Source organism: Methanobrevibacter sp. V14, from assembly GCF_963082475.1.
Lineage (GTDB): Archaea > Methanobacteriota > Methanobacteria > Methanobacteriales > Methanobacteriaceae > Methanocatella.
Window position 1 is genome coordinate 17,071 of record NZ_CAUJAM010000001.1, and the last position, 21,902, is coordinate 38,972.

The following is a 21,902-nucleotide window of genomic DNA, read 5'->3' on the forward strand; positions in this document are numbered from 1 at the left end:
AACAACACCTATGTGGATCATCACTTAAAAGAATTAAAATTAAGTGAAGATTTGACTTCACTATTTCGTTCCATATACTCTGTCACCTGCATCCCCAAGACCAGGTAAAATATATGCATTTTCATTCAATTGTCTATCCACAACTGCACAGAATATTTTAACATCAGGATGCTCCTTTTCGATACATCTAATTCCCTCCGGAGCAGCGACAATGCATAGTAATTTAATTTCAGTTACTCCATCTTGTTTGAGCCTTGAAATTGTCGCTGATGCACTTCCTCCGGTTGCAAGCATTGGGTCAATGACAAAGACCTCCCTTTTATCAATTCCATCAGGCATTTTATAATAATATTCAACAGGCTGAAATGTTTCCTCATCACGATAAAGACCAATGTGACCTATTTTTGCATTTGGAATTACATTTAAAACACCTTCAACCATACCCATACCTGCCCTTAAAATCGGTACAAATGCATACCTATCTTCATTTAACATTCCAGTATCCATTTCTTCTAGCGGAGTTTTGATTGTTCCTTTTTCTAGTTTTGCATCCCTCATTGCTTCATATAGAAGAATTGTTGAGATTTCAGTTACTAATTCTCTAAATTCTTTTGTTCCAGTGTTTTCATCTCTTAAAATAGCTAATTTATGAGTTATCAATGGATGATTTAATACAAATTCATTCATGCTGTTCCTCCGGTATTAAAAGATTTAAAAGTACGCCAATAATTGCTGCAAGAGACATTCCAGATATTGAGATGGATAAATCACCAGACACGATAGATAATGTTGCCCCACCTAAACCTAAAACAAGCATTGTTGCAGCCACTACTACATTTTTAGTATTATTAAAATCGACTTGATGACTAATTAAGATTTTAAGTCCATTTACACAGATAAACCCATATAATAATACTGAAATTCCCCCTAAAACCGGTGCCGGAATAGCTGTTAGGAGTGCTGTCAAATGTCCTGAAAATGCAAATACAATAGCAATTAATGCTGCAAGACCTAAAACATGAGTTGATGCTACACGAGTCATACCAACAACAGACGTATTTTCACCATAAGTAGTGTTTGCAGGACCGCCAATAACAGCTGCTAAAAATGTAGCAAGTCCATCACCAAGAAGGGTCTTATTAAGTCCCGGATCTTCGATTAAATCACGGCCAATAATTTCACTTAATACTTTATGGTCACCTACATGCTCCACCATTGTTACTAAAGCAATTGGAACAATAGTTAAAACTGCTGCAAAGTTTAAATCATAATGCATAAATGGCAGATAGAATTTTGGAACTTCAACAATACTTGCTGTTAAAGCTTGTGAAAAATCAACCATCCCCAATACTGCCGCTACAACATAACCTACAATAATACCTAATAAAAATGGAATAACCCTTATAATTCCTTTTCCATGAATCGCAATAATTGCAGTTGTTAAAAATGAAACAAATGCAACCAATATATTGTTCAATTGGACAGTTGTTAAATTTAATCCAATTTCAGAAATAGCTGTTGGAGCAAGTGATAAACCAATAACCATAATCATTGGACCTACAACAACAGGAGGCAATAACTTATTAATCCAACCAGGACCAGAAAGATGGATTATCAAAGCAATAATCATATAAACTATACCTACAATCATCAGTGCAGTGAATACACTTCCAGTACCTCCTATTGCATATCCTGCAACCATTGGAGTGATGAATGCAAAAGAACTTCCCAGATAAACTGGACTTCTATTACGAGTACAAATAATGTAAATTAACGTACCTATACCTGATGATACTAATGCTACCGGAATTGACAAGATATCTGCTCCAGCCGTTGTATTGACAACAATTGGAACCAAAATTGTAGCTCCGAACATTGCACATACATGCTGAATAGCAAGTAAAATCCATCTAAGTGTAGATGGCTTATCAGCAACACCTAATATCATATTACTATTTTCTTCAACCATACATATCACAAAATTCTCATAAATTGATCAATAATTACCAAAAAATCTATTTAATAATATAAAAATATCTAAAATTTGTAAAAACTTATTTCAAATATAAAATAATAATTTTTGACTATTAATATATCTCTGAATAAAAGTATAAAATATTTATCTTTTTAGAAATGTGATTGAAAAATAAAAAAAAGTTGGGAAAATAAATCCCTAAAAAATTTAAATTTCCACAGATTTTCCTTTTTTAGCCCACCTAACAGTCATTGAAGTAAATGGTTGAGCTATTGCACTCCAAATTAAACTTAATACCCAATGTGAAATAATCATTATTAAAATATCCACTACAGAATATACTCCAACAAATGCCAAACCGATAAATATGAAATTATCTATTAGTTCACTTAAAGCAATAATCCCCAAGTTTTTAACAGAGGAATACTCCTCGCCAGCGTTTACCATAGTAGTAATTCTTGCATTTACAAAGTTACCGATTAAGTAACTAATGTAAGAAGCTATAAGAATTCTTGGAGTTTGAGTAAATACAAATGCAAGGCTTGAATCTCCAGTATAGAATGATGGAGAAGGCAAGAACAATATTAATGTTGTCATAAATACAAATAAAACATCTACACAAAGACCTAGAATAATGGTTCGACGTGCAGTTCTCTCACCATAAACATCTGCAATTACGTTAGTTAAAATATAAACTAAAGGATAAATTAAAACTCCAGCAGGAGTTTGCATACCTATAAAGTCTATACTTATGATTTTAACAGTGATTAAGTTTGCGATTGTGAATGCCATACAGAAAAATGCAGTAATAATTACTCTTTTTTCGGTAAAGTCAAAATTCAAATCCATACAAAATATATTAACTTTAAAAGTATTTAAATTTAATTAAACAAAACTTGACAATATTAAAGTAGAATTCAATTAATATAACTGTTTTTAAAATAAACAATGAAATAATTTAAGGTTATAAAATAGTTTAAAAAGCAATCAAAACCCTAACTCTAAAATCATCTCATTAACCTTCTGCTTTGCCCATTTCATACACAGATTAAAATGTGACTAAAACTTCAATTAGTAGAAATGATTATATTAATGAAGAAATTCCACTTTCTAAAATTCATGAAGTTAATGCTGATTTAAATCATTACATAGAATTTTGTGAACATACTAGTGAAACAGTAAAATATGCAATAGAAAACGTTGAAAAATAATTCCAATGAGGATGTTCACAGGAAGCTAATGAAAAACTGCATAATTTGAAATAAAACTATATACCATGTAGAAATTTCATCCACTCTTCACAAAAAACCAAATTGACGAATGCCTATTAAAATAAATAAGTTTTAAATCCAAAAAAGATGATTGTGAAGTTTACAGCAGCGCTTATCTTAATTTAGAAGAAAGCAAGGGAATAATTGCTGAAGCTATAAAAGTAAATAAATTAGTAACTAGTGTTCAGTGAGATTCTGCAATTTATGGTGCTGTTGGCAAGTAAATTATAGAATTAACAAACAGCATTGAATGATCCATTATTCATGGTGTAGGTTCTTTATTTGGAACTGTTAGCATGCTTGGAACTGAATTAATCTTACAAAACGTAATTATTACAAGACCAGAAGTTAGAACTCAAAAGCAAGATTTGAAAGCATTGCAAGCTTTTCTAAACATCATACCACAATAGGCATCTTATTATTTAAAAACAATGAATTTGCTAAAAACATAATTAACAATGACAACAATGACCTGTATTATAATTTTAGATATAAAATCATTAATAAACAATATATCAATAAATAGATACATGAGTCCGGTATCTAAAACTCCTGAAAAAACCCGACCTCCATAAAATAAAGTTGCTTCTTTAATTATATTATTGCTTTTCCGCTCAAAAACCCAAATTCTATTAGTTACATAAGCAAATAAAACAGAAAAAAACCATGCGAAAATATTAGATATTATATAATCAATATTTAAAAACTTGGCAAAATTAAATAAACTACAATATTAACAATTGTAGTTAAAATGCCGAATATTAAATAAAGTATTAACTCTTTTTTAAACTCATATAATGCCCTTAATTATTAACAATCAGTTAATTTTTTCCAATTTTACAAAAGAAGGTCCAATATAAGCTGATTTGTTAACTTTAATCCCTTCTCCAAAATTTTCATTACTTTTTTGAATTCTCAATATTAGATATATATCTTTATGAGGATTTTCATTTACAATTTTATCAATCGGCATTACTGACAAGTTATAATCATTAGGATTAAAAGCCTATTTTTATTAGGAACTAGGAATTCATTTGTTCCTTTTAATTGTTCATGGAATCTTATAAACTCATGTTCAATACTATAAATCACTATAGTATCATTATCAAAATTATTAATTAACTCCATAGTTGTATCTGTATAATGATCATATCTATTAATAGTGTCAATAGTATCAATTAAGCTTACAGAACCCAAAACCAAAAGTAAACATAATATCATGACAAATATTTTTTTATTGGAATCATATAATCTTGAGATAGAAATTGAAAATATCAACCATAATAATCCCATAGCAGGTAAAAGATAACGATCATATAACATTGGTTGGAAAACATAAGATAATATAAATCCTATAAAAAAGCTTCCAAAAAACACTGAAAGCCCGGTTAAAATATAAAATTTTTCCATATCATTCATTTTATTTAAATTTGAAAATACGCAAATCATCAAAATAGCTAAAACACATAAACAAGAAACTTGAACAAAAAAATCACCAGTATCTACAGCAAAATAACTAAAAATATGCATTATACTATTAATATCAATAGGAGGTATCCAATAACTATCACTTACCCTACTGAATTGAGACAATAAAACTGAAATCCAAGGCAAATATAAAACTATTAAAGACAATACAGAAACAAACCATTTTTTTATTTCAGTTTTATTATTGAATTTAAGGTTTTTATTAAACAAATAATATCCTAATAAACAAAAATACAATAAACTTGAGGATATTGCTGTGTAATAATGAGTATATGCCCCTAATAAAGTGAATAAAGTAAATAATACCCAAGATTTTGTAGAAGACTCTTTTATAACATCATTTAAGTAATAAAAAGACAATAATAAAAACAAAACACTATAGGTGTACATCCTTATTGATACATACATTAAAAGAAAATTTGACATGATAGCAATGAGAATTGTAAATAACCCTATAGTTAACCAATCATACTCATTTTTCAATTTTATTCCAGAAACTATTAAAATTAAAAGATATGGAACTGCAGAAAGCAGTTTTAAAAGAAAAATTGTATTGTATTTTATATTAAGACTAGTTAAAATAAAAGTTACAAATTTAATAATTATATAATATAACGGAGGATGTACATCCGCTGCAGTTATTTTTATTGAATCAGATAATGGAAGATAAGTTAAACCAACTGTAAACCAATCATCATTAAAAACAAAAGGTTTAGTAATAATTAAATATACCATAAAACCAAAAAACAAAAAAGAAAAAATATAAAATAATTTTCCTATAAATTCTTTATTATACCGTTTAACATTAAAAATATCCTCTTCCATTATATCACTAAATCAAATATTATTTAAATAATTATATCTAATTCATCATAAATAAAAATTTATACAAAATATTAAATTTTAAAGTTAGTTTCTTTAACTAAATAAATCGGCCTTTTTTAGTTTCAATATAGGTTTTTCCAAATATTTACCTAATATTCCAATAGATAACAATTGAATACCGCCTAATAATAAAATAACACATATTAAAGAAGTCCAACCTTGAACAGCATCACCAAAAACTAAATTTTTAAATACAACAACACCTATTAAAATAAAAGAAATTATTGAACATAAAATGCCCATAAATGTTGAAATTGATAAAGGAAGGGTTGTAAAAGCAACGATAGCCTCTATGGAATATTTAAATAGTGACCAAAATGACCAGCTTGTCTCACCATTTATCCTTTCAATATTTTCATATTCAAGCCATTTATTTTTAAAACCGACCCATTGAAATATTCCCTTAGAAAAACGATTATATTCATTTAATTCCAGAACAGAATTAACAACTTGTCTTTTCATCATCCTATAATCTCTTGCACCATCGACCAAATCCACGTCTGAAAAACTCATTAATTTATAAAATAATCTTGCAAAAAATGACCTGATAATGGGTTCTCCCTTTCTTGAAACTCGTCTAGTAGCTACACAATCAAAATCTGAATCCTCAAGAATACTTATCATTTCAGGAAGTAAACTTGGAGGATCTTGTAAGTCCACATCCATTATAACTACATAATCCCCAGAACTATTTACAAGACCTGCATATAACGCAGATTCTTTCCCAAAATTTCTTGAAAATGAAATGAACTTAACATTGTTATCTTGTTTAGATAAAGTTTTAATATTTGATAAAGTATTATCACTTGAACCATCATCTATAACAATTATTTCATAATTATCAAAATTTTGATTAATAATTGAATTGAGTGTAATAATATTATGAATTAAAAAAGGATTGTGTGAGAAATGGAATTACTATGGTTTTATATTGCAGTTGTATTAGCTGTAAGTGATGTATTGCACACCACTTTAATGTGGAAAGTATTAAATAACTTCTACATACTATTAGGTGGTTTAATTCAACAATCCACCCATTATACATGGCAAACTTGGCTTTCCCATGAAGCGATGGAAGCTGGATTTCATTTTATAGTATTGTCAATAGTTTTCTTAAATCCAGTTATTGGAATACTAGGAGCACTAGTCCACTTTACAATTGATGTAACCCATACTGTCTTTATACGAGATATGGGTGAATTAGAACATAGAGCTCTTCACTTTGTAATTGAGTCTCTATTTTTCATTTTAATATATGGATTATAATAAATTAATTAATGGAGTTATTGAATGCCAGTTATAACATTTAAATATAAAGATTTAAGAGATTTAGGTATCGACATGGAAAAAGATGAATTAATAGACACTTTACCAATGATGTCCAGTGATATTGAGGACTTTGATGATGAAGAAATCAAAGTAGAATTCTTCCCAAACCGTCCGGACAATTTATCTGTTGAGGGAGTGGCTAGATCTTTTAAAGGTTTTATTGGTCAGGAAGTAGGATTAGCAAAATATGAAACAATCCATTCAAATGAAGAGGTAATTGTGGAAAAAGAAGTTGCCGAAATCAGACCATACATTGCTTTTGCTAAAATCAACAATGTTGATTTTGCTGGTGATAAACTCAAATATATTATGGATTTCCAAGAAAACCTTCACTGGGTTATTGGAAGAGATAGGAAAAAAGTAGCTATCGGCATTCATAATGCGGATGTTGTTGAAGCTCCATTCAGATATATTGCTACACCAAAAGATGAAAATGCTTTTGTTCCGCTGGAAAAAGACTTGGAAATGACTCCTGAAGCAATTTTAAAAGAGCATGAAAAAGGTAAAGATTATGCCCATTTAATTGACGAATTTGACAAATACCCATTAATTCTGGATAAAAACAACAATGTCTTATCTATGCCTCCGATTATTAACGGAGAATTAACAAAACTCCATGAGAGCACAAAAAACATTATTGTCGATGTAACTGGAACTGATGAGAAAGCGGTTAATCAAACATTAAACATCATTTGCTCTTCATTTGCTGAAGTTGGAGGTCAAATCAAAAGCATGGAAGTTAAATATGATGATAAAATAATTGTTAGTCCGGATTTGACTCCACAAGAAATGAACATTCATGTTAATACTGCAAATGAATTAATCGGCGGAACTAATTTAACTGCCAAAGATATTGAAGGTTTGCTTAAAAAAGCTCGTTTTGATGCTGAAATATTAAATGATAATGAAGTTAAAGCCATTATCCCCCCTTACAGAATAGATATTTTACATGAAGTTGATATTGTTGAAAATATTGCGGTGCAATACCGCATTAATGATGTTGTAGCAAAATTGCCTGACATCAATACTGTTGCTTATGAAAACAATTGGTTTAAAGCAGAAAGCAGCATTCGTGATGTGATGGTTGGCTTAGGTTTCCAGGAAGTAATGAGTCTAATGCTTACAAGCGAAGAATCACATTACAGAAACATGAATCAGGAAGAAAAACCTCATGTGCAAGTTGCAAAACCAATTACAATTGATAGAACCATGATTAGAACTAGCCTAATCAATAGTTTAATGGAATTTTTAGAAGACAACAAACATGAGGATCTACCTCAAAAAATATTCGAAATTGGGGACGTTTTATACTTAGATGAAAGTAAAGAAAATAAAACCGTTTCTTCCAAAAAATTAGCTGGAGTAATTTGTCACTCAACTGCCAACTTTACCGAAATAAAATCTGTTGTAACTACTGTTTTATCTAACCTTGGTTACTCAATGGAAATTAGGGATAGTGAAAATAAGACCTTCATTAGCGGTAGAGTGGCCGATGTTGAAGGTGGTGCAGGCAACCTTTCTGTTAAAGGTTTCTTTGGTGAGGTATCCCCTGAAGTAATCAGTAATTTCACCCTTGATTATCCTGTTATTGCATTTGAAATTGAATTTTTAAATTAAAATTCTTTTTCAATACCATAATTTTCGCATTTGTGTTTCAATATAAGAGTAATTATCCCCAGTTGGAGAAGCATCATAATTATTGAAAGCAAATATCATAATTAACAATACAATTATAATTACTACTAAAATTATCACCCCTCTTCTCAATTAAATCACCAATACATTGAAAAAATAGCATCAATCTACAAGTTTAGCTATACGTTTTTCCTCATTTTCACATACAACTACACCACATTCCTTAAGTTCGCGCAAAACTTTAGAAACATGATTTGTTCTAATTCCAATATCCTCTGCCAAATCTGTTGGAATTTTCTTACCATCACTTAAGGATTTAACCGATTTTTCCCTATAGGATGAACTAATTACATAACCATATGCTTTAAGTGTTTCATCATCCATAAAAATAACCTCATTATCCACATATTAATAATATATTATTCCCCAAGTACTATTAAACTTATGGTTCCATTACTTCTAGATCCATCAAGTTATATAAAAAAAATACAGACTACCAGTTTCCCAAATCCATTTTAAAATTATGCTTTCACTTGAAGAGAGTAAAAATGACTTTAAATATGATGAATCATTATTATCAATGATTTCATGATTACACTGATATTTATATCACCCAATACAAATTTTAAATCATTCAACAACCCACATTCCTTTTCATTAACCGCAATAGCTGAATTTTAAAGATCATATGTTAAAAGTAGCCAATAAATAAAAAAAAAGAAAAAGAATTTAATCGCAGTTATCTCTACGCCAGTATCCGTAAATAAGCATTCCCATAATGGAAATAATACTTAATACCACAAGACCTGATGTATCGGTGATTTCTTTTGAAATCTTGCTTTGAGGTACGACTTCATATGCTTCCCCTTCTTTAGATACTTCACCTTCACTTGCATCTCCTGCATCAATATCCCCATTTGTCAAGGCACTTTCACCATTATCAGATGAATCCCGATAACTGCCAGATGCATTAGTTCCATAAACTCCTGATTTATCAGAATTTGCATAATGTGCACTGTTGGAAGTTCCATTCCCCCCATTGCCTTTAGCAACACCAGAACTTGAACTTGTGGAAGTTTGCGGATTAGAACCTGATGATCCTTTTTTTCCACCAGAATGGTCTGTGGTAGAAGAGTCTTTATTTTCACCAGTTTTGCCAGAAGCAACTTTATATTTAAAAGTTACAGGTTTTCCACCAATATTAACTTCAATATCATATTCCCTATCAGGATCTAAATTTGCATCGATTGTGGCTTTGCCATTTACAAATTTCGCAGTGTAGGTATTACCATCAACATTTACTGTAGTATCAAATGTTCCAAACTCCTTTACAGGCTGGCCTTTAGTATCATACATCTGAAGACCTATACCGTTTTTAACAGATACTGTTCCCATTTTCATAATGCCCGCCAAAAGCATAGGGCAGACAAAGGTATTCTCATCATCAGTAGAATCGAACCAATTGTCTCCAAGTTTGAATGTCGGCAATTCAGGATTATTTTTAGCTTGATAACCTTCATTATGTGCTAAAACATTATATTTAACTTCCAATCTAGCAGAACTATCTTCTTTGGAAGTTCTGAAGTTCTTTCCAAAAAGTAAACCATTACCAGATTCAAAAGCACCTAATTCATAATCTGTGTCTTTTCGATTGTGGATAAATGAATTTGCATTTATAACATCATATGAAGATTTTGAATTAATATAAATGCCATTTGGATTTTCATAAGCCTGATTGTGTTTAATTACATTTCCATAAGATATATTGAACAATGAAATTCCATTAAAATTATTATGATGAACAGCATTATTAGTTATTTCACAATGATAAATATTTGAAGATTCAATTCCTGATCTTTTATTGTGAGAAATATCGTTTTTTGAGATTAACGAGTTATAAACATTCTGAAGTTGAATTCCATTAGCTGTTGCTTTTGAAATATTGTTATTTGTTATAGTAATGTCTTGGGAGGTTTTAATTAAAATGCAATTTTTACCACCCGCAATTACATTATTATTGATTGTTACGTTTCTAGCTGAATCAACAATTATTCCGCAATCGCTATTTGAAGAGACAATGGTAATTCCCGATAAAACACTGCCTGCACCAGCAGATGTGAAGTAAAATCCAAAGGAACTAGTGATTCCTAATTTTCTTGCACTGTCACTTAGCTGACTTGAAGTATAAACTTTAGAATTGCAATTAGATACAATATTCAGCTTTTTATCCACAATTAAAGACATGTCATTATAATTGGAATCTGTAAACTCGAATGTATCCCCATCACTAGCTCCATCAAACATACTTTGAACATCATCATTTGACAAATCAGAAGTAACTTGATAGTGGGTATCAAAACCGGCAATTGCATTATTGGTTTTACTTTCATCAGCTGCTGCGCTAACTGCCGAAATTAGAAATAAACTAATTAGACATATGAACAAAATTATTGAAAATCTCTTATCCATATTTTTACTCTCCAATATGTAATTGTAATCAATACATGCCATTCAGTTATATTATTATATGAAATTAATTGACTATTGATAATGAACTATCCAATTTAAAGGCATAATCATACACTTAAATTAACGACTTAACCGAACATGAATATTGATTATACAATAGAATATCATAGCAATAATATATAAACTTTATTAAAAAAATCAAAAAATATGGATTTAAAAGTGTTTAAATTATGTTTTACAAATATTAACAGTGTTATATAGAAATTTTAAGACATTTTAATTTAAATATAATGAAAAATACACTATATCATAAGTTGCTTAATCTTAATTTTATGAATTTCTAAGCAATGGTTAAAATTTAAATAAAAGAGTGAAATAATGAATAGAAAGAATTTTATTCTAGCTATTTTATTAGTATATGTTGTAATATTAAGTTTAAATTCTGTATTTGCTGAAGAAATTACAGAAGATGTTCAGTTACATCAAACTAATGACATAGCAACAATAAGTCAAAGCGACGATGATATGTTATCATCACAACAAACTATTACAGCAGGTTCAAATAGCTCTGTAATCCAAGAAAAAATCAACGGTATGCACGATGGTGACACATTATCATTCGAAATTGGAACATATAATGACATCTGCATTTACATTGACAAAAATATTACAGTAAACGGCAATGGAGCAAAATTAGTAGGATACGATACTCCTTCCAAAAATAACACACCTGAACTCATTTGGGGAAACACCAGTGGTGGAGGATATTCCATTAAAAACTTTGCAACATTATACATTTTAAAGACAACCGGAGTGACTATTAATGGATTAACTATTGTCGGAGGTGCAAACAGCTCTTCGAATTATTTAAATACTTTAGTATATGCCTATCAGGCAAAAAATTTGACTTTTGAAAATAATACCCTGAATGGATCCTCCTGGGGATTATATTTCCAATTTTGTGAAGATGGAATTGTGAAAAAAAATACTGTTAAAAATCAGGCAGTAACAGGATTTTTAAACTTCGGATCTGCCAGAACTTTAATTGAACAAAATAAAGTCTCCAATGCCATAAACCACGGTATTGACGTGAGACATAGTATTGGACCAAATGTGAAAGTTATAAATAATACAGTAATTGGTTCTAAAGAAGGAATTTACTTAATGCACTCAAAAGGACACACAGCATCTTATAATACATTGATTAACTGTACCATAAGCTCTATTACTTGTTATGGATCATCAAACATAAATATCTATAACAACACTATGAAAAAATCCAGAATTGGAGTATTGTTAGGTGGGGGATACAACAATATCACCATTGGTGAAAATGAATTTGATTTAGATAACCTACCAATGCCGCCAACCTTTGTATATTATGTTGCAGAAGCAAAATCTGATTATCAAGATACTGCAGATATAATGGGTACCTATTCTGACAGTTCAAGTTACAGTCCAACTTACACTGAATACAGTGAAATTAAAGCTCCTGCAGGAATCGGCATTGATTATGCTACAATTTTAGAAAAGACTGGAACTATATACACCGTTCCAATTGGAACATCAAGCGCTGAGATTCAAACCATAATTGGCTCAATGAATGACAAAGACACATTAGAATTCGAAGCAAATGGAATTTATGAAAACATTTCCATCTATACTGATAAAAACATTAAAATAATCGGCAACAATGCAACTTTAATTGGATATAACAATATCAGCTTAAATTACATACCTGAAAAAGTAAGGGCAAGCACTAACAATGGAGGATATTCAGTTGCATACCGTGCAGTATTATATGTATTAAATAACACCAATGCAGTTGTCAGCAATTTGAATATCATTGCATTATACCCAGGATATGATACAACAAAGGTAACACCAAAAACAGATGAATATAAGACTTCCGGTCTTTATGCTGAGTCTACGGTTAATTTAACAATTACAGGTTGTGATATCAAAGGCGCATCCTGGGGTATTTTCCAACAACATTGTAACCACAGCATTATTGCAAACAATAATGTACATGACCAATACACAACAGGCATAATGAACTTTGGTTCCCCTTACAGTACCATTGCAGGCAATATAATTACTAATGCCATAAACCATGGCATTGATGTAAGGCACGGAACCGGACCCAATGCAACCATATTTAACAACATCGTCTCAGGTTCCAAAGAAGGAATTTACTTAATGCACTCAAGAGGACATGCTGTATACAACAACACCATTTTAAACTCTAAAATTGCTTCCATCACATGTTATGGCTCAGGCAATGAATGTTTATTTAATAATACATTAAAAGGAAGCAGAATTGGTATTTTACTTGGTGGAGGATATTACAATGTAACAATCGGTGCAAACACATATAACTTAGACTCATTACCATACCCTCCTACTTTTGTAACTTATCTTGCAAAAGCAGAAAACAAATATCAATCTGAGGATAATGTAGTGAGAACCTACTCCGATAAAGAAACTGTAACTATCGATGCGGCTGATGTGACTGTTGGTTATAAGAAAGGAACTCTTGAAATTACACTGATTGATCAAAACAACAAAGCGATTCCAAAACAAACTGTGATTGTTACAATTAACGGAGTTAACTACACAACCGCCACTAATGCCAATGGTATTGCAACAGTCAATTTAAGTTTAACCGCCGGCACTTATGAAGCAGCAATTAAATATGAAGGTAATGACAATTATGCATCTGCAAGTGGAAATGCTTCAATTACCGTGAAAGATGATAGGGCTGCATCTGCTTTAACTGCCGTTAGCAAAACTGTTTATTTAAAATCTATTGCTTCAGGTTACAAATACATTGTAACCCTTAATGATGCTAATGGAAAGGTTTTGACCAATAAAGTTATTACCATAGTATTCAACGGTAAAACCTACAAGGGAACAACCAACTCAGAAGGTGTTGCTACCGTAACCTTAAAAGCTATTTCAACCGGATTTAAAAAAGCATTTGTTACTTTCTCTGGAGACAATGCCAATAAAGCTGTAAGTAAAACAACAACTATTAAAATCACCAAAGAAGCAAGTAAAATAACTGCCAAAAAGAAAACATTCAAAGTAAAAACTAAAAATAAAAAATATACAATTGTTCTGAAATCAAAAACCGGTGCGAAAATTGCTAAAGCAAAAGTTGCCATCAAAGTTAAAGGTAAAATTTACTATGCTAAAACCAATTCTAAAGGTAAAGCTACCTTTAAAATTAACAAATTAACTAAAAAAGGTAAATTTGAAGCTAAAATTACTTTTAAAGGCAATAAATACTATAGCAAAGTAACCAAACAGGTTAAGATTAAAACAAAATAAGAAGAGATTTAAATAATCTCTTTTTTCTTTTTTAAAAAATTAATAATATTTTTTTCTGCGGTCAACTGCAGCATAAATAATAAACAATCCAATGATTATCAATACTACCTGTGGAAATATAGCTGCAACAATCGCCGGGATTACCCCCAATGTTACAAGCAACCATAAAATACCATAAAGGACTACTAAAGCACCGAAAACGATCGCCAGTTTATAGGTTAAATCTATTATGTCTGGAATATCAAACATAGACATGTTATCACCTATAATTCTTTTGTACCCTCTTTGGTTCCAACAATTACTTTATCAACCATTTGTGAGAAGATTCCATTTTCAACTACTCCAGGAATTGAGTTCAAATCAATCTCTAAGCAATCCGGAGATTCTATTTTATCAAATTTAGCATCTATTACAAAATTACCATTATCAGTTATTACAGGCCCGTCTTTTCTTTGCGCCATTCTTATCTCACAATTTGCACCCATATCCTCTAAGGTTTGAATTACCATACGAGATGCATCAGGCAGGACTTCCACAGGTACTGGAAATGTTCCAAGCTCTTCCACACATTTTGATTCATCAACAATTACTATGAATTCCTCTGCAGCATAATCCACTATCTTTTCTTTTGTGTGAGCCGCGCCTCCACCTTTAATTAAATTAAACTCAGGATCTACTTCATCAGCACCATCTACTGATAAATCAATATCATATTCTTCCAAAGTGGTTACTGGAATATTCCACTGTTTAGCAATTAATAATGATTGAAATGATGTTGGAATTCCCATTACATTAATTCCTTCTTCTTTGATTCTCATGCCTACTTTTTCAATAAAGTAATGAGTTGTAGAACCTGTACCAAGTCCTAAAACCATTCCATCACAAACATATTCAGCAGCCTTATAACCTGCATTTTTCTTACTAGAATTATTACTACCAGCATTTTTCATTTATACCACAAATCCTAAAGTTAACTTATTAAGTTTATAACCTTTTTTACATTTTCCTTCATGTTTGCCATCATTTTTTAAAACAAGGCATTTATCATTTTCCACCAAACCATCAGGGAAACATAAATCATGAAATTCGCAAATCTCTTCACAATTTGGAGAATTATATGTGAACGTTGAACCTTCAAATATATTTTTTGAATTGGTAAGTAAACCAATTGATGCTTTTTCCACTTCTACAGGCACTACCTTACCTTCACCATGTATAAGACATTTTTGTTCGTTATCACGAACATCAGTGACCACATATTTTCGATTTAACTCCAATTTGCTTACACAAGATGATTTAAATCTACATTCTTCACATTCGGGTGCTGGACCTAAAAATAGAAATTCTTGGCCTTCTTTTGCAATTTCTATACCAATTAATGTAATCATTCAATCACTCCAGTTTTTTGAGCTAAATCATAAGCCGCCTCTTCAGAGATTCCGTTATCTCCAAGTATTGTGTATCTGGCAGGCCTGATTTTATGAGCCATCATTAATGCTTCAATAATGTCCTCATCAGCAATGCCCACTTCACGGGCAGTAGTTGGAGCTTTTACACCCTCAAGTGCTTTTTTTATCGCTCTCCAATCCCCACTATGAAGATACATCATCATTATTGTGCCGATACCACATTGCTCCCCGTGCAATGCAGGTTTATCTAAAATCTTATCTAGAGCATGGGAGAATAAATGCTCGGATCCGCTTGCAGGTCTTGATGAGCCAGCAATGCTGATTGCCATTCCGCCACTGAATAATGACTTCATCACAATTCTTGCACTAGGTTCGAGATTGGGTTTAATATTAGCTATATTGTCAGTGATTAAATGAGCAGACATTATTGATAATGCTGCTGCAGATTCACTAAACGACTCATGTTTAAGTCTATGGGCCAGTTCCCAATCCTTAATAGCTGTAAAGTTCGAAATTAAATCTGCACAACCTGCAGAAAGTAATCTGAATGGAGACTGTGCAATAACTTCTGAATCAGCAATGACCGCTATTGGCGAGTGTGCACTAGCGGATATTGAGGTTTTTGGATTTTTTATTGATGCCAAAGGAGATACGATGCCGTCATGAGAAGCTGTTGTTGGCATAGATACAAAATATACATCCTGATTATATGAAGATATTTTAGCCACATCAATAACTTTTCCTCCACCTACACCTAAAACGGTAGTGTCAGGTGTAATGAATTCTTCAACTTCGGATATTGAGTCGTAAGATGCATTGTCCACTTTAACAACGTCACATGCAATATCTGCTTTTTCAAGGCTTTCAATTACTGGTTTTGCACCGATATCGTATGTATGAAAACCAGTAACAATTAAAATCTTTTTATCCAAATGCAAAGACTTGCAAATATCCCCAGTGTCTTTGATAATGCCGGGATCAATGTAAACTTCACGAGGCATTTGTATTTTCCTGTTACTCATAATATCTCCTAAAAATAATTATACATCATTATATTTATAAATAGTAATTATAAATAGATTTTTATAATGTGATAATTCTGACTTAAATTAACCTACTTAAATAAAAATTAACTCAAGAAATTATGCTAACTTAAAAAATAATCAAACTTGAAGCATTAAAATCCTTAAAATAGAATATCTTTTTCTTCTTTTTTGTTCAACAATTTCATCAGTAATTTTTCGACCTATCTTTGAAACTCCATAGTTTTCAGGCCTATACATTACAATTATCCCACTTGTACATAAATTAGAAAATGCATGATTATAATTTTTTAAATCCTCATTGCTTAACTTCTTTTTCAATGTTTTCTCATTAAAATTCTTTTTAACGGAAATTCGCATTTTTCCCAAAATATACAAAATATTTTTTTCGGATGCCGATAATTCTTTGATTATCTCTTTTGGATCCTTATCAATATTTATCATATTGCCTCCAAAAAAATCAAAAAATTAGCCATCACCATATTTTTTAATTCTTTATCTAATAAATCTCTTAACTGCTTTGCAACTATAGGAGACATGATAATTTCAGTTTTAGCTGTGCGAACCATTCCCACTTTTGAACCATCTAATATATTATTGTTTCTTTCAAGTTCATCTGTAAATAAAATTAATCTCAGGTCAACAGGAGAAGAGGCTATTGCCCCACCTGTAATATAATATTCGGTTAACTCTTCTGGGATTAACATATTCAATTCTTGTTTTTCATTATTCATAATTATCAACCCGATTATAATGTTGTTGAAAACTCTAAAATAGGTGCTTCGTCAAATAACAATTCCACTTGATTGAAATCTGAATATGTTTTAATATTTTCAGAAGAGCTGATTTCGCTGATTTCAAATGATAACTCTAATCTCTCAGATCTTCTTAAAAATTCATTAGCTTCAATCAATCCTAATGCCAATACCCTTTCATCATTAGCATCTAGTTTGAATTTTTTAGCTCCTTTCTTTTCAACATCCAATATTCCAATTTCTTCTAATTGATTCATATGAATATAAACTGTTTTTATAGAAACATCTGACATCCTAGATATCTCATCTGCAGTCAAAAATGAATCAACATATGTTAATAATTCCTCCAATATTTTTATCCTCGCATTTTCACCAAACAATTCATTTAATAACATTAAATCATCTCATATCCTAAACTAAACTATATATTATAATTTCACAACAATGATATAAATATTTTTACTTTTACTTCTAAAAAAATTGTAATATACTTCTAAAAATTACATTGTCTTGAGAGAATTGATAAGGCAATTGGAAATGAAAATTAATTGTTACATAATTAAAAATTTAAATAAAATAAATCCCCATTACCATTTTAAATAGCAAATAAATAACTTTAATACTTATTAAAAACAGAATAATTTATATTATAAAATGTTATTTAGGTGATATGGTGGAAAATTTTGATGAATGGTTTCATGACATATTAGAAAAAGCGAATATTACAGATTCAAGATATCCTATTAAAGGAATGGCAATTTGGATGCCATACGGTTTTCAAATAAGAAAACACACAATGGAAATAATTAAAAAATTACTGGATAAAGATCACGAAGAAGTATTGTTTCCAATGCTTATTCCTGAAACTGAACTTGCAAAAGAAGGGATACATGTAAAAGGATTTGAAGAGGAAGTATACTGGGTTACCAAAGGTGGGCAAAGTGAATTAAACGAACAGCTAGCTTTGAGACCGACCAGTGAAACTGCAATTTATCCAATGTATGCTTTATGGATTAGATCACATATTGACCTTCCAATTAAATACTACCAAATTGTAAATACCTTTAGATATGAAACAAAACACACAAGACCTTTGATAAGAGTTCGTGAAATCACTACTTTCAAAGAAGCTCATACTGCTCATGCAACTAAAGAAGAGTCAGACGAGCAAATTCAAGACTTCATTGAAATATATAAAGAATTCTTTGATGATTTAGGATTGCCATATCTAATTTCAAAAAGACCAGAATGGGACAAATTCCCAGGTGCAGATTACACTATGGCATTTGACATCATTATGCCAAATGGTAAAACCTTACAGATAGGAACAATCCATAATTTAGGCCAGACATTTGCAAAAACATTTGACATTACCTTTGAAGACAAAGATGGAGAGCACAAATTAGTTTACCAAACATGTGCTGGACTTTCAGACAGAGTTATTGCATCCATTATTGGAGTTCATGGTGAAGAAAAAGGATTACGTTTACCACCTAAAGTATCACCAAATCAAGTAACCATCATTCCAATAATATTTAAAAAAGGAAAAGAAGAAGTTTTAACTAAGTGTATGGAAATTAAAGAACAATTAGAAGCTAAAGGTCTAAGAGTCAATATGGATGACAGAGACATTAGGCCCGGTAAAAAATTCTTCGATTGGGAAGTTAAAGGAACCCCTGTTAAACTTGAAATCGGACCGCGTGATTTGGAAAACAATATTGCAATAGCCATGAGGAGAGATGAAGAAGAAAAAATAGAACTTCCTCTTGACGACAGCCTAGCAGATGCAGTTGTGGAGTTATTAGATAAAACAACTGAAAAATTATCTGATACTGCATGGAACTTCCAAAAAGAACATGTCAAATTCACAGAAAACATTGCCGAAATCCCGGAACTTGTTGAAGCGGGCAATGTTGTCAAGTTCAGATGGTGTGGAGACGAAGAGACAGGTAAAGAAATTGAAGAAAGAACTGGCTATGACCTTTTAGGCATTCAAGAGGAAATCTCAGAAGGCAAATGTATAGCCAGTGATAATGATGCTAAATTCATGGCTTTAATTGCTAAAACTTATTAGTGATAATATGGACAACATTTATGCAATAATTCCAGTTTCTAAATTCAAAAATGCAAAAACCCGATTATCCCCTTTTTTATCAGAGGAGGAAAGGGAAAAACTATTGAAAGTGATGCTTAAAGATGTAACCGACTCGTTAAAAAAATATGTTGATAAAATATTCATCATAAGCAACGATGATGATGTTTTAAGTTATGCTAAAAGCTTAAACTTGAATATCATTCTTGAAAATGAAAAATCAAACTTAAATAAAGCATTAACTCAAGCAATGAAATACTGCAAAGGAAAAACTAGAAAAGTCCTTATTGCCCCTAGCGATGTTCCTTTAATTGGAAAAACTAATGTGCAAATGTTAATTGATGCATCTAAAAACCTAGAATTCATCATTGTTCCATCTAAAGGTGGCGGAACAAATATGATAATTATGAAGCCTATGGCAATACGTACCAAATTCGAAGGTTTTAGCTATACAGAACATGTAAATGCTGCTGAGAATAAAAAATTAAATCCGCAAGTCCATGATTCCTTTTTCATGGCATTGGACGTCAATACTGCTGAAGATTTAGGCGAAATCATGATTCATGGTGAAAAAACCCACACAAGACAATACTTAAAAGAGTTAAAGGTCAAATTTGAACCATATAGAGGCAGTGAGCGAATAAAAGTAACAAGAGATGATTAAATGATTGTAATGAGCATTGCAGGTGTTGATCCGTCAGGAGGAGCAGGTGTTTTAACCGATATTAAAACGTTTCAAGCTATTGGTGTTTATGGAACCGGAGTGGTAACAGCCTTAACTGCTCAAAATCCTTATAAATTCTTTTCCACATTGCCAATTGATGAAAATTATATCTGCGAACAAATTGACAGCGTTTTTGATTCTTATGAGATTGAGTTTATAAAAACAGGTATGCTTTATTCCCCTGAAATTATTAAATTAGTAGCTAAAAAAATCGATGAATATAATCTGAAGGCAGTAGTTGACCCTGTTATGGTGGCAACTTCAGGTGGAGATTTAACTAAAAAAGACATTGCACGAGTCTTAAATAAATATCTACTTCCAAAATCAATTTTAACCACACCAAATATTTCTGAAGCTGAAAAATTAGCAAACATGCCCATTAACACAAAAGAAGACGCCATTAAAGCATCAGAAAAAATTGTTTGCAATAACATTATTACTGGAGGCCATTTAGATGGAATAAACACTATTTACATCAATGGTGAAATTTCAACCATAAAACAAGAATTAATTGAGACTGATAATCTTCATGGAACTGGTTGTAATTTATCCGCTGCAATAACCGCATACCTAGCAAAGAATAATGATTTGCACACAGCTATTTCGAAATCTCTAGATTATATATATGAAAGTATAAAAAACGGAAATTACGGAACATTAATACAGCAAAACGTAAAAGAATAGTCACATGCATAATTAAAAAAAGAAGTTTGAAAATTAGTTAATAGTTAACTAATCTCCCATGTCCAATTTTTCTACAATACCTTCCTGAAGGTCAATGAATTCTTGGGACTCACGTTTTCTTGGTCTTTCAATGTTAACTTCAATTATTTTTGAGATTCTGCCTGGATTTTTATCGAGAATAACGATTTTATCTGCAAGATAAACCGCCTCATCAACATCATGAGTTACAAAAACTATTGTGTTTTTGAATCTTTTCCAAACCCCAATAAGTTGTTCTTGAAGCTTATGTCTATTTTGCATATCCAATGCAGAAAATGGTTCATCCATAAGTAAGATTGGAGAATGGTTAAGCAGAGAACGAATAATTGCAACCCTTTGTTTCATGCCCCCTGAAAGTTCATGAGGATAACTATCTTTAAAGTCTATTAAGCCAACACTTGTTAAGTATCTTTTAGCGGCAGCAATATTTTCCTCTTTAGAATCTTTTTTAGTCATTTCCAAACCAAAAGTAACATTCTGCAATACTGTTAACCATGGAAATAGGGAGTATTGCTGGAAAATTACCGCTCTATCCCCTGAAGGTTTTGTAACTTTTTCTCCATTAGCAATTATTTCCCCAGAGGTAGGTTGTTCAAGACCTGCAATCAATCTTAAAAGAGTTGTTTTGCCACAACCAGATGGGCCTAAAAGACAAATTAACTCCCCATCATCAATATTTAAATTAATATCTTCTAAAACAGATAACTTATTAGTTTTTTTACTATTAAAAGATTTATTAATATTTTTAATTTCAATTGGAATACTTAACAC

The 21,902-nt window shown here is 31.1% G+C and carries 23 protein-coding genes; 7 read left to right on the forward strand and 16 right to left on the reverse strand.

Translation table 11 applies throughout. The features are described 5' to 3' along the window. Positions 1–60: 60 nt before the first annotated feature. The 3 genes from upp to Q9968_RS00085 all read right to left on the reverse strand — a co-directional run bounded on the left by upp (position 61) and on the right by Q9968_RS00085 (position 2,824). Positions 61–687, reverse strand: a complete 627-nt coding sequence (upp, locus tag Q9968_RS00075; RefSeq protein WP_305512245.1) for a uracil phosphoribosyltransferase — start codon at positions 685–687, stop codon at positions 61–63. Next, positions 680–1,969: a uracil-xanthine permease family protein gene (locus Q9968_RS00080; RefSeq protein WP_305512247.1), complete on the reverse strand. Its 1,290-nt coding sequence runs from the start codon at positions 1,967–1,969 to the stop codon at positions 680–682. The genes upp and Q9968_RS00080 overlap by 8 nt, the downstream gene beginning before the upstream one ends. A 213-nt stretch (positions 1,970–2,182) precedes the next feature. Next, positions 2,183–2,824: a queuosine precursor transporter gene (locus Q9968_RS00085; protein ID WP_305512248.1), complete on the reverse strand. Its 642-nt coding sequence runs from the start codon at positions 2,822–2,824 to the stop codon at positions 2,183–2,185. 206 nt (positions 2,825–3,030) lie between these two features. Here Q9968_RS00085 and Q9968_RS00090 point away from each other — a divergent pair, with 206 nt between their 5' ends. Next, a complete protein-coding gene (locus Q9968_RS00090) occupies positions 3,031–3,186 on the forward strand; it encodes a hypothetical protein (protein ID WP_305512249.1) in 156 nt (51 codons plus the stop codon). 877 nt (positions 3,187–4,063) lie between these two features. Here Q9968_RS00090 and Q9968_RS00095 read toward each other — a convergent pair. The 3 genes from Q9968_RS00095 to Q9968_RS00105 all read right to left on the reverse strand — a co-directional run bounded on the left by Q9968_RS00095 (position 4,064) and on the right by Q9968_RS00105 (position 6,507). After that, positions 4,064–4,228, reverse strand: coding sequence for a hypothetical protein (locus Q9968_RS00095; RefSeq protein WP_305512250.1), 165 nt, complete (start codon positions 4,226–4,228; stop codon positions 4,064–4,066). Further along, the gene (locus Q9968_RS00100; protein ID WP_305512252.1) at positions 4,219–5,559 is read right to left on the reverse strand and encodes a hypothetical protein; all 1,341 of its coding nucleotides are present in this window, start codon (positions 5,557–5,559) and stop codon (positions 4,219–4,221) included. Before Q9968_RS00100 ends, Q9968_RS00095 begins: the two co-directional genes overlap by 10 nt. Positions 5,560–5,652: 93 nt before the next feature. Further along, positions 5,653–6,507: a glycosyltransferase family 2 protein gene (locus tag Q9968_RS00105; RefSeq protein WP_342765931.1), complete on the reverse strand. Its 855-nt coding sequence runs from the start codon at positions 6,505–6,507 to the stop codon at positions 5,653–5,655. A 21-nt stretch (positions 6,508–6,528) separates the two neighbouring features. On the opposite strand from Q9968_RS00105, the gene Q9968_RS00110 reads away from it, so the two are divergent. Both Q9968_RS00110 and pheT read left to right on the forward strand, forming a co-directional pair. Continuing rightward, on the forward strand, positions 6,529–6,885 hold the full coding sequence (locus Q9968_RS00110; RefSeq protein WP_305512254.1) for a hypothetical protein: 357 nt from the start codon (positions 6,529–6,531) through the stop codon (positions 6,883–6,885). Positions 6,886–6,909: 24 nt separating this feature from the next. Beyond that, positions 6,910–8,565, forward strand: a complete 1,656-nt coding sequence (gene pheT, locus Q9968_RS00115) for a phenylalanine--tRNA ligase subunit beta (RefSeq protein WP_305512256.1) — start codon at positions 6,910–6,912, stop codon at positions 8,563–8,565. 180 nt (positions 8,566–8,745) lie between these two features. On the opposite strand, the gene Q9968_RS00120 is transcribed toward pheT, so the two are convergent. Together Q9968_RS00120 and Q9968_RS00125 are read right to left on the reverse strand one after the other, a co-directional pair. Further along, positions 8,746–8,967 carry a winged helix-turn-helix domain-containing protein gene (locus tag Q9968_RS00120; RefSeq protein ID WP_305512258.1) on the reverse strand — a complete coding sequence of 74 codons (222 nt, stop codon included), beginning with the start codon at positions 8,965–8,967 and terminating at the stop codon, positions 8,746–8,748. Positions 8,968–9,312: 345 nt separating this feature from the next. Then, positions 9,313–11,052: a right-handed parallel beta-helix repeat-containing protein gene (locus tag Q9968_RS00125; protein WP_305512260.1), complete on the reverse strand. Its 1,740-nt coding sequence runs from the start codon at positions 11,050–11,052 to the stop codon at positions 9,313–9,315. 378 nt (positions 11,053–11,430) lie between these two features. Here Q9968_RS00125 and Q9968_RS00130 point away from each other — a divergent pair, with 378 nt between their 5' ends. Continuing rightward, positions 11,431–14,385, forward strand: coding sequence for a right-handed parallel beta-helix repeat-containing protein (locus Q9968_RS00130; protein WP_305512262.1), 2,955 nt, complete (start codon positions 11,431–11,433; stop codon positions 14,383–14,385). Between the two features lie 39 nt (positions 14,386–14,424). Here the strand turns inward: Q9968_RS00130 and Q9968_RS00135 are convergent, their stop codons facing one another. From Q9968_RS00135 to Q9968_RS00165, 7 genes are all read right to left on the reverse strand, one after another. Further along, the gene (locus Q9968_RS00135; protein WP_305512264.1) at positions 14,425–14,640 is read right to left on the reverse strand and encodes a hypothetical protein; all 216 of its coding nucleotides are present in this window, start codon (positions 14,638–14,640) and stop codon (positions 14,425–14,427) included. A gap of 8 nt (positions 14,641–14,648) precedes the next feature. After that, on the reverse strand, positions 14,649–15,335 hold the full coding sequence (gene rpiA / locus Q9968_RS00140; protein ID WP_305512266.1) for a ribose-5-phosphate isomerase RpiA: 687 nt from the start codon (positions 15,333–15,335) through the stop codon (positions 14,649–14,651). After that, positions 15,336–15,773 carry a UPF0179 family protein gene (locus tag Q9968_RS00145; RefSeq protein WP_305512267.1) on the reverse strand — a complete coding sequence of 146 codons (438 nt, stop codon included), beginning with the start codon at positions 15,771–15,773 and terminating at the stop codon, positions 15,336–15,338. Next, entirely contained in the window at positions 15,770–16,816 is a 1,047-nt protein-coding gene (locus Q9968_RS00150; protein WP_305512269.1) for an NAD(P)-dependent glycerol-1-phosphate dehydrogenase, read from the reverse strand. Before Q9968_RS00150 ends, Q9968_RS00145 begins: the two co-directional genes overlap by 4 nt. 141 nt (positions 16,817–16,957) lie before the next feature. After that, positions 16,958–17,281 (reverse strand): hypothetical protein, encoded by a 324-nt coding sequence (locus Q9968_RS00155; protein ID WP_305512271.1) that lies wholly within the window; start codon positions 17,279–17,281, stop codon positions 16,958–16,960. Then, the gene (locus Q9968_RS00160; RefSeq protein ID WP_305512273.1) at positions 17,278–17,571 is read right to left on the reverse strand and encodes a hypothetical protein; all 294 of its coding nucleotides are present in this window, start codon (positions 17,569–17,571) and stop codon (positions 17,278–17,280) included. Before Q9968_RS00160 ends, Q9968_RS00155 begins: the two co-directional genes overlap by 4 nt. 14 nt (positions 17,572–17,585) lie before the next feature. Beyond that, positions 17,586–17,987, reverse strand: a complete 402-nt coding sequence (locus Q9968_RS00165; protein ID WP_305512275.1) for a transcriptional repressor — start codon at positions 17,985–17,987, stop codon at positions 17,586–17,588. A gap of 275 nt (positions 17,988–18,262) precedes the next feature. Here Q9968_RS00165 and proS point away from each other — a divergent pair, with 275 nt between their 5' ends. From proS to thiD, 3 genes are read left to right on the forward strand one after another with little or no spacing between them, the layout of a single operon-like run. Beyond that, complete coding sequence (gene proS / locus Q9968_RS00170) at positions 18,263–19,666, forward strand: proline--tRNA ligase (protein ID WP_305512276.1); 1,404 nt, start codon at positions 18,263–18,265, stop codon at positions 19,664–19,666. Between the two features lie 7 nt (positions 19,667–19,673). Continuing rightward, positions 19,674–20,348 (forward strand): 2-phospho-L-lactate guanylyltransferase, encoded by a 675-nt coding sequence (cofC, locus tag Q9968_RS00175; RefSeq protein WP_305512277.1) that lies wholly within the window; start codon positions 19,674–19,676, stop codon positions 20,346–20,348. Further along, entirely contained in the window at positions 20,349–21,092 is a 744-nt protein-coding gene (gene thiD, locus Q9968_RS00180; RefSeq protein WP_305512278.1) for a bifunctional hydroxymethylpyrimidine kinase/phosphomethylpyrimidine kinase, read from the forward strand. A 48-nt stretch (positions 21,093–21,140) separates the two neighbouring features. Here thiD and Q9968_RS00185 read toward each other — a convergent pair whose 3' ends face one another. Further along, positions 21,141–21,893: an ABC transporter ATP-binding protein gene (locus Q9968_RS00185; RefSeq protein WP_305512582.1), complete on the reverse strand. Its 753-nt coding sequence runs from the start codon at positions 21,891–21,893 to the stop codon at positions 21,141–21,143. Positions 21,894–21,902 lie beyond the last annotated feature (9 nt).

What these genes read in the sequence shown, in the direction of transcription:
- pheT (WP_305512256.1), top strand. Translation starts at nt 6,910, where the DNA reads ATGCCAGTTATAACATTTAAATATAAAGATTTAAGAGATTTAGGTATC.
- proS (WP_305512276.1), top strand. Translation starts at nt 18,263, where the DNA reads ATGGTGGAAAATTTTGATGAATGGTTTCATGACATATTAGAAAAAGCG.
- Q9968_RS00135 (WP_305512264.1), bottom strand. Translation starts at nt 14,640, where the DNA reads ATGTCTATGTTTGATATTCCAGACATAATAGATTTAACCTATAAACTG.
- Q9968_RS00145 (WP_305512267.1), bottom strand. Translation starts at nt 15,773, where the DNA reads ATGATTACATTAATTGGTATAGAAATTGCAAAAGAAGGCCAAGAATTT.
- Q9968_RS00160 (WP_305512273.1), bottom strand. Translation starts at nt 17,571, where the DNA reads ATGAATAATGAAAAACAAGAATTGAATATGTTAATCCCAGAAGAGTTA.
- cofC (WP_305512277.1), top strand. Translation starts at nt 19,674, where the DNA reads ATGGACAACATTTATGCAATAATTCCAGTTTCTAAATTCAAAAATGCA.
- Q9968_RS00085 (WP_305512248.1), bottom strand. Translation starts at nt 2,824, where the DNA reads ATGGATTTGAATTTTGACTTTACCGAAAAAAGAGTAATTATTACTGCA.
- Q9968_RS00125 (WP_305512260.1), bottom strand. Translation starts at nt 11,052, where the DNA reads ATGGATAAGAGATTTTCAATAATTTTGTTCATATGTCTAATTAGTTTA.
- Q9968_RS00130 (WP_305512262.1), top strand. Translation starts at nt 11,431, where the DNA reads ATGAATAGAAAGAATTTTATTCTAGCTATTTTATTAGTATATGTTGTA.
- Q9968_RS00100 (WP_305512252.1), bottom strand. Translation starts at nt 5,559, where the DNA reads ATGGAAGAGGATATTTTTAATGTTAAACGGTATAATAAAGAATTTATA.
- Q9968_RS00155 (WP_305512271.1), bottom strand. Translation starts at nt 17,281, where the DNA reads ATGATAAATATTGATAAGGATCCAAAAGAGATAATCAAAGAATTATCG.
- Q9968_RS00080 (WP_305512247.1), bottom strand. Translation starts at nt 1,969, where the DNA reads ATGGTTGAAGAAAATAGTAATATGATATTAGGTGTTGCTGATAAGCCA.
- thiD (WP_305512278.1), top strand. Translation starts at nt 20,349, where the DNA reads ATGATTGTAATGAGCATTGCAGGTGTTGATCCGTCAGGAGGAGCAGGT.
- Q9968_RS00165 (WP_305512275.1), bottom strand. Translation starts at nt 17,987, where the DNA reads ATGTTATTAAATGAATTGTTTGGTGAAAATGCGAGGATAAAAATATTG.
- rpiA (WP_305512266.1), bottom strand. Translation starts at nt 15,335, where the DNA reads ATGAAAAATGCTGGTAGTAATAATTCTAGTAAGAAAAATGCAGGTTAT.
- Q9968_RS00110 (WP_305512254.1), top strand. Translation starts at nt 6,529, where the DNA reads ATGGAATTACTATGGTTTTATATTGCAGTTGTATTAGCTGTAAGTGAT.
- Q9968_RS00120 (WP_305512258.1), bottom strand. Translation starts at nt 8,967, where the DNA reads ATGGATGATGAAACACTTAAAGCATATGGTTATGTAATTAGTTCATCC.
- Q9968_RS00150 (WP_305512269.1), bottom strand. Translation starts at nt 16,816, where the DNA reads ATGAGTAACAGGAAAATACAAATGCCTCGTGAAGTTTACATTGATCCC.
- upp (WP_305512245.1), bottom strand. Translation starts at nt 687, where the DNA reads ATGAATGAATTTGTATTAAATCATCCATTGATAACTCATAAATTAGCT.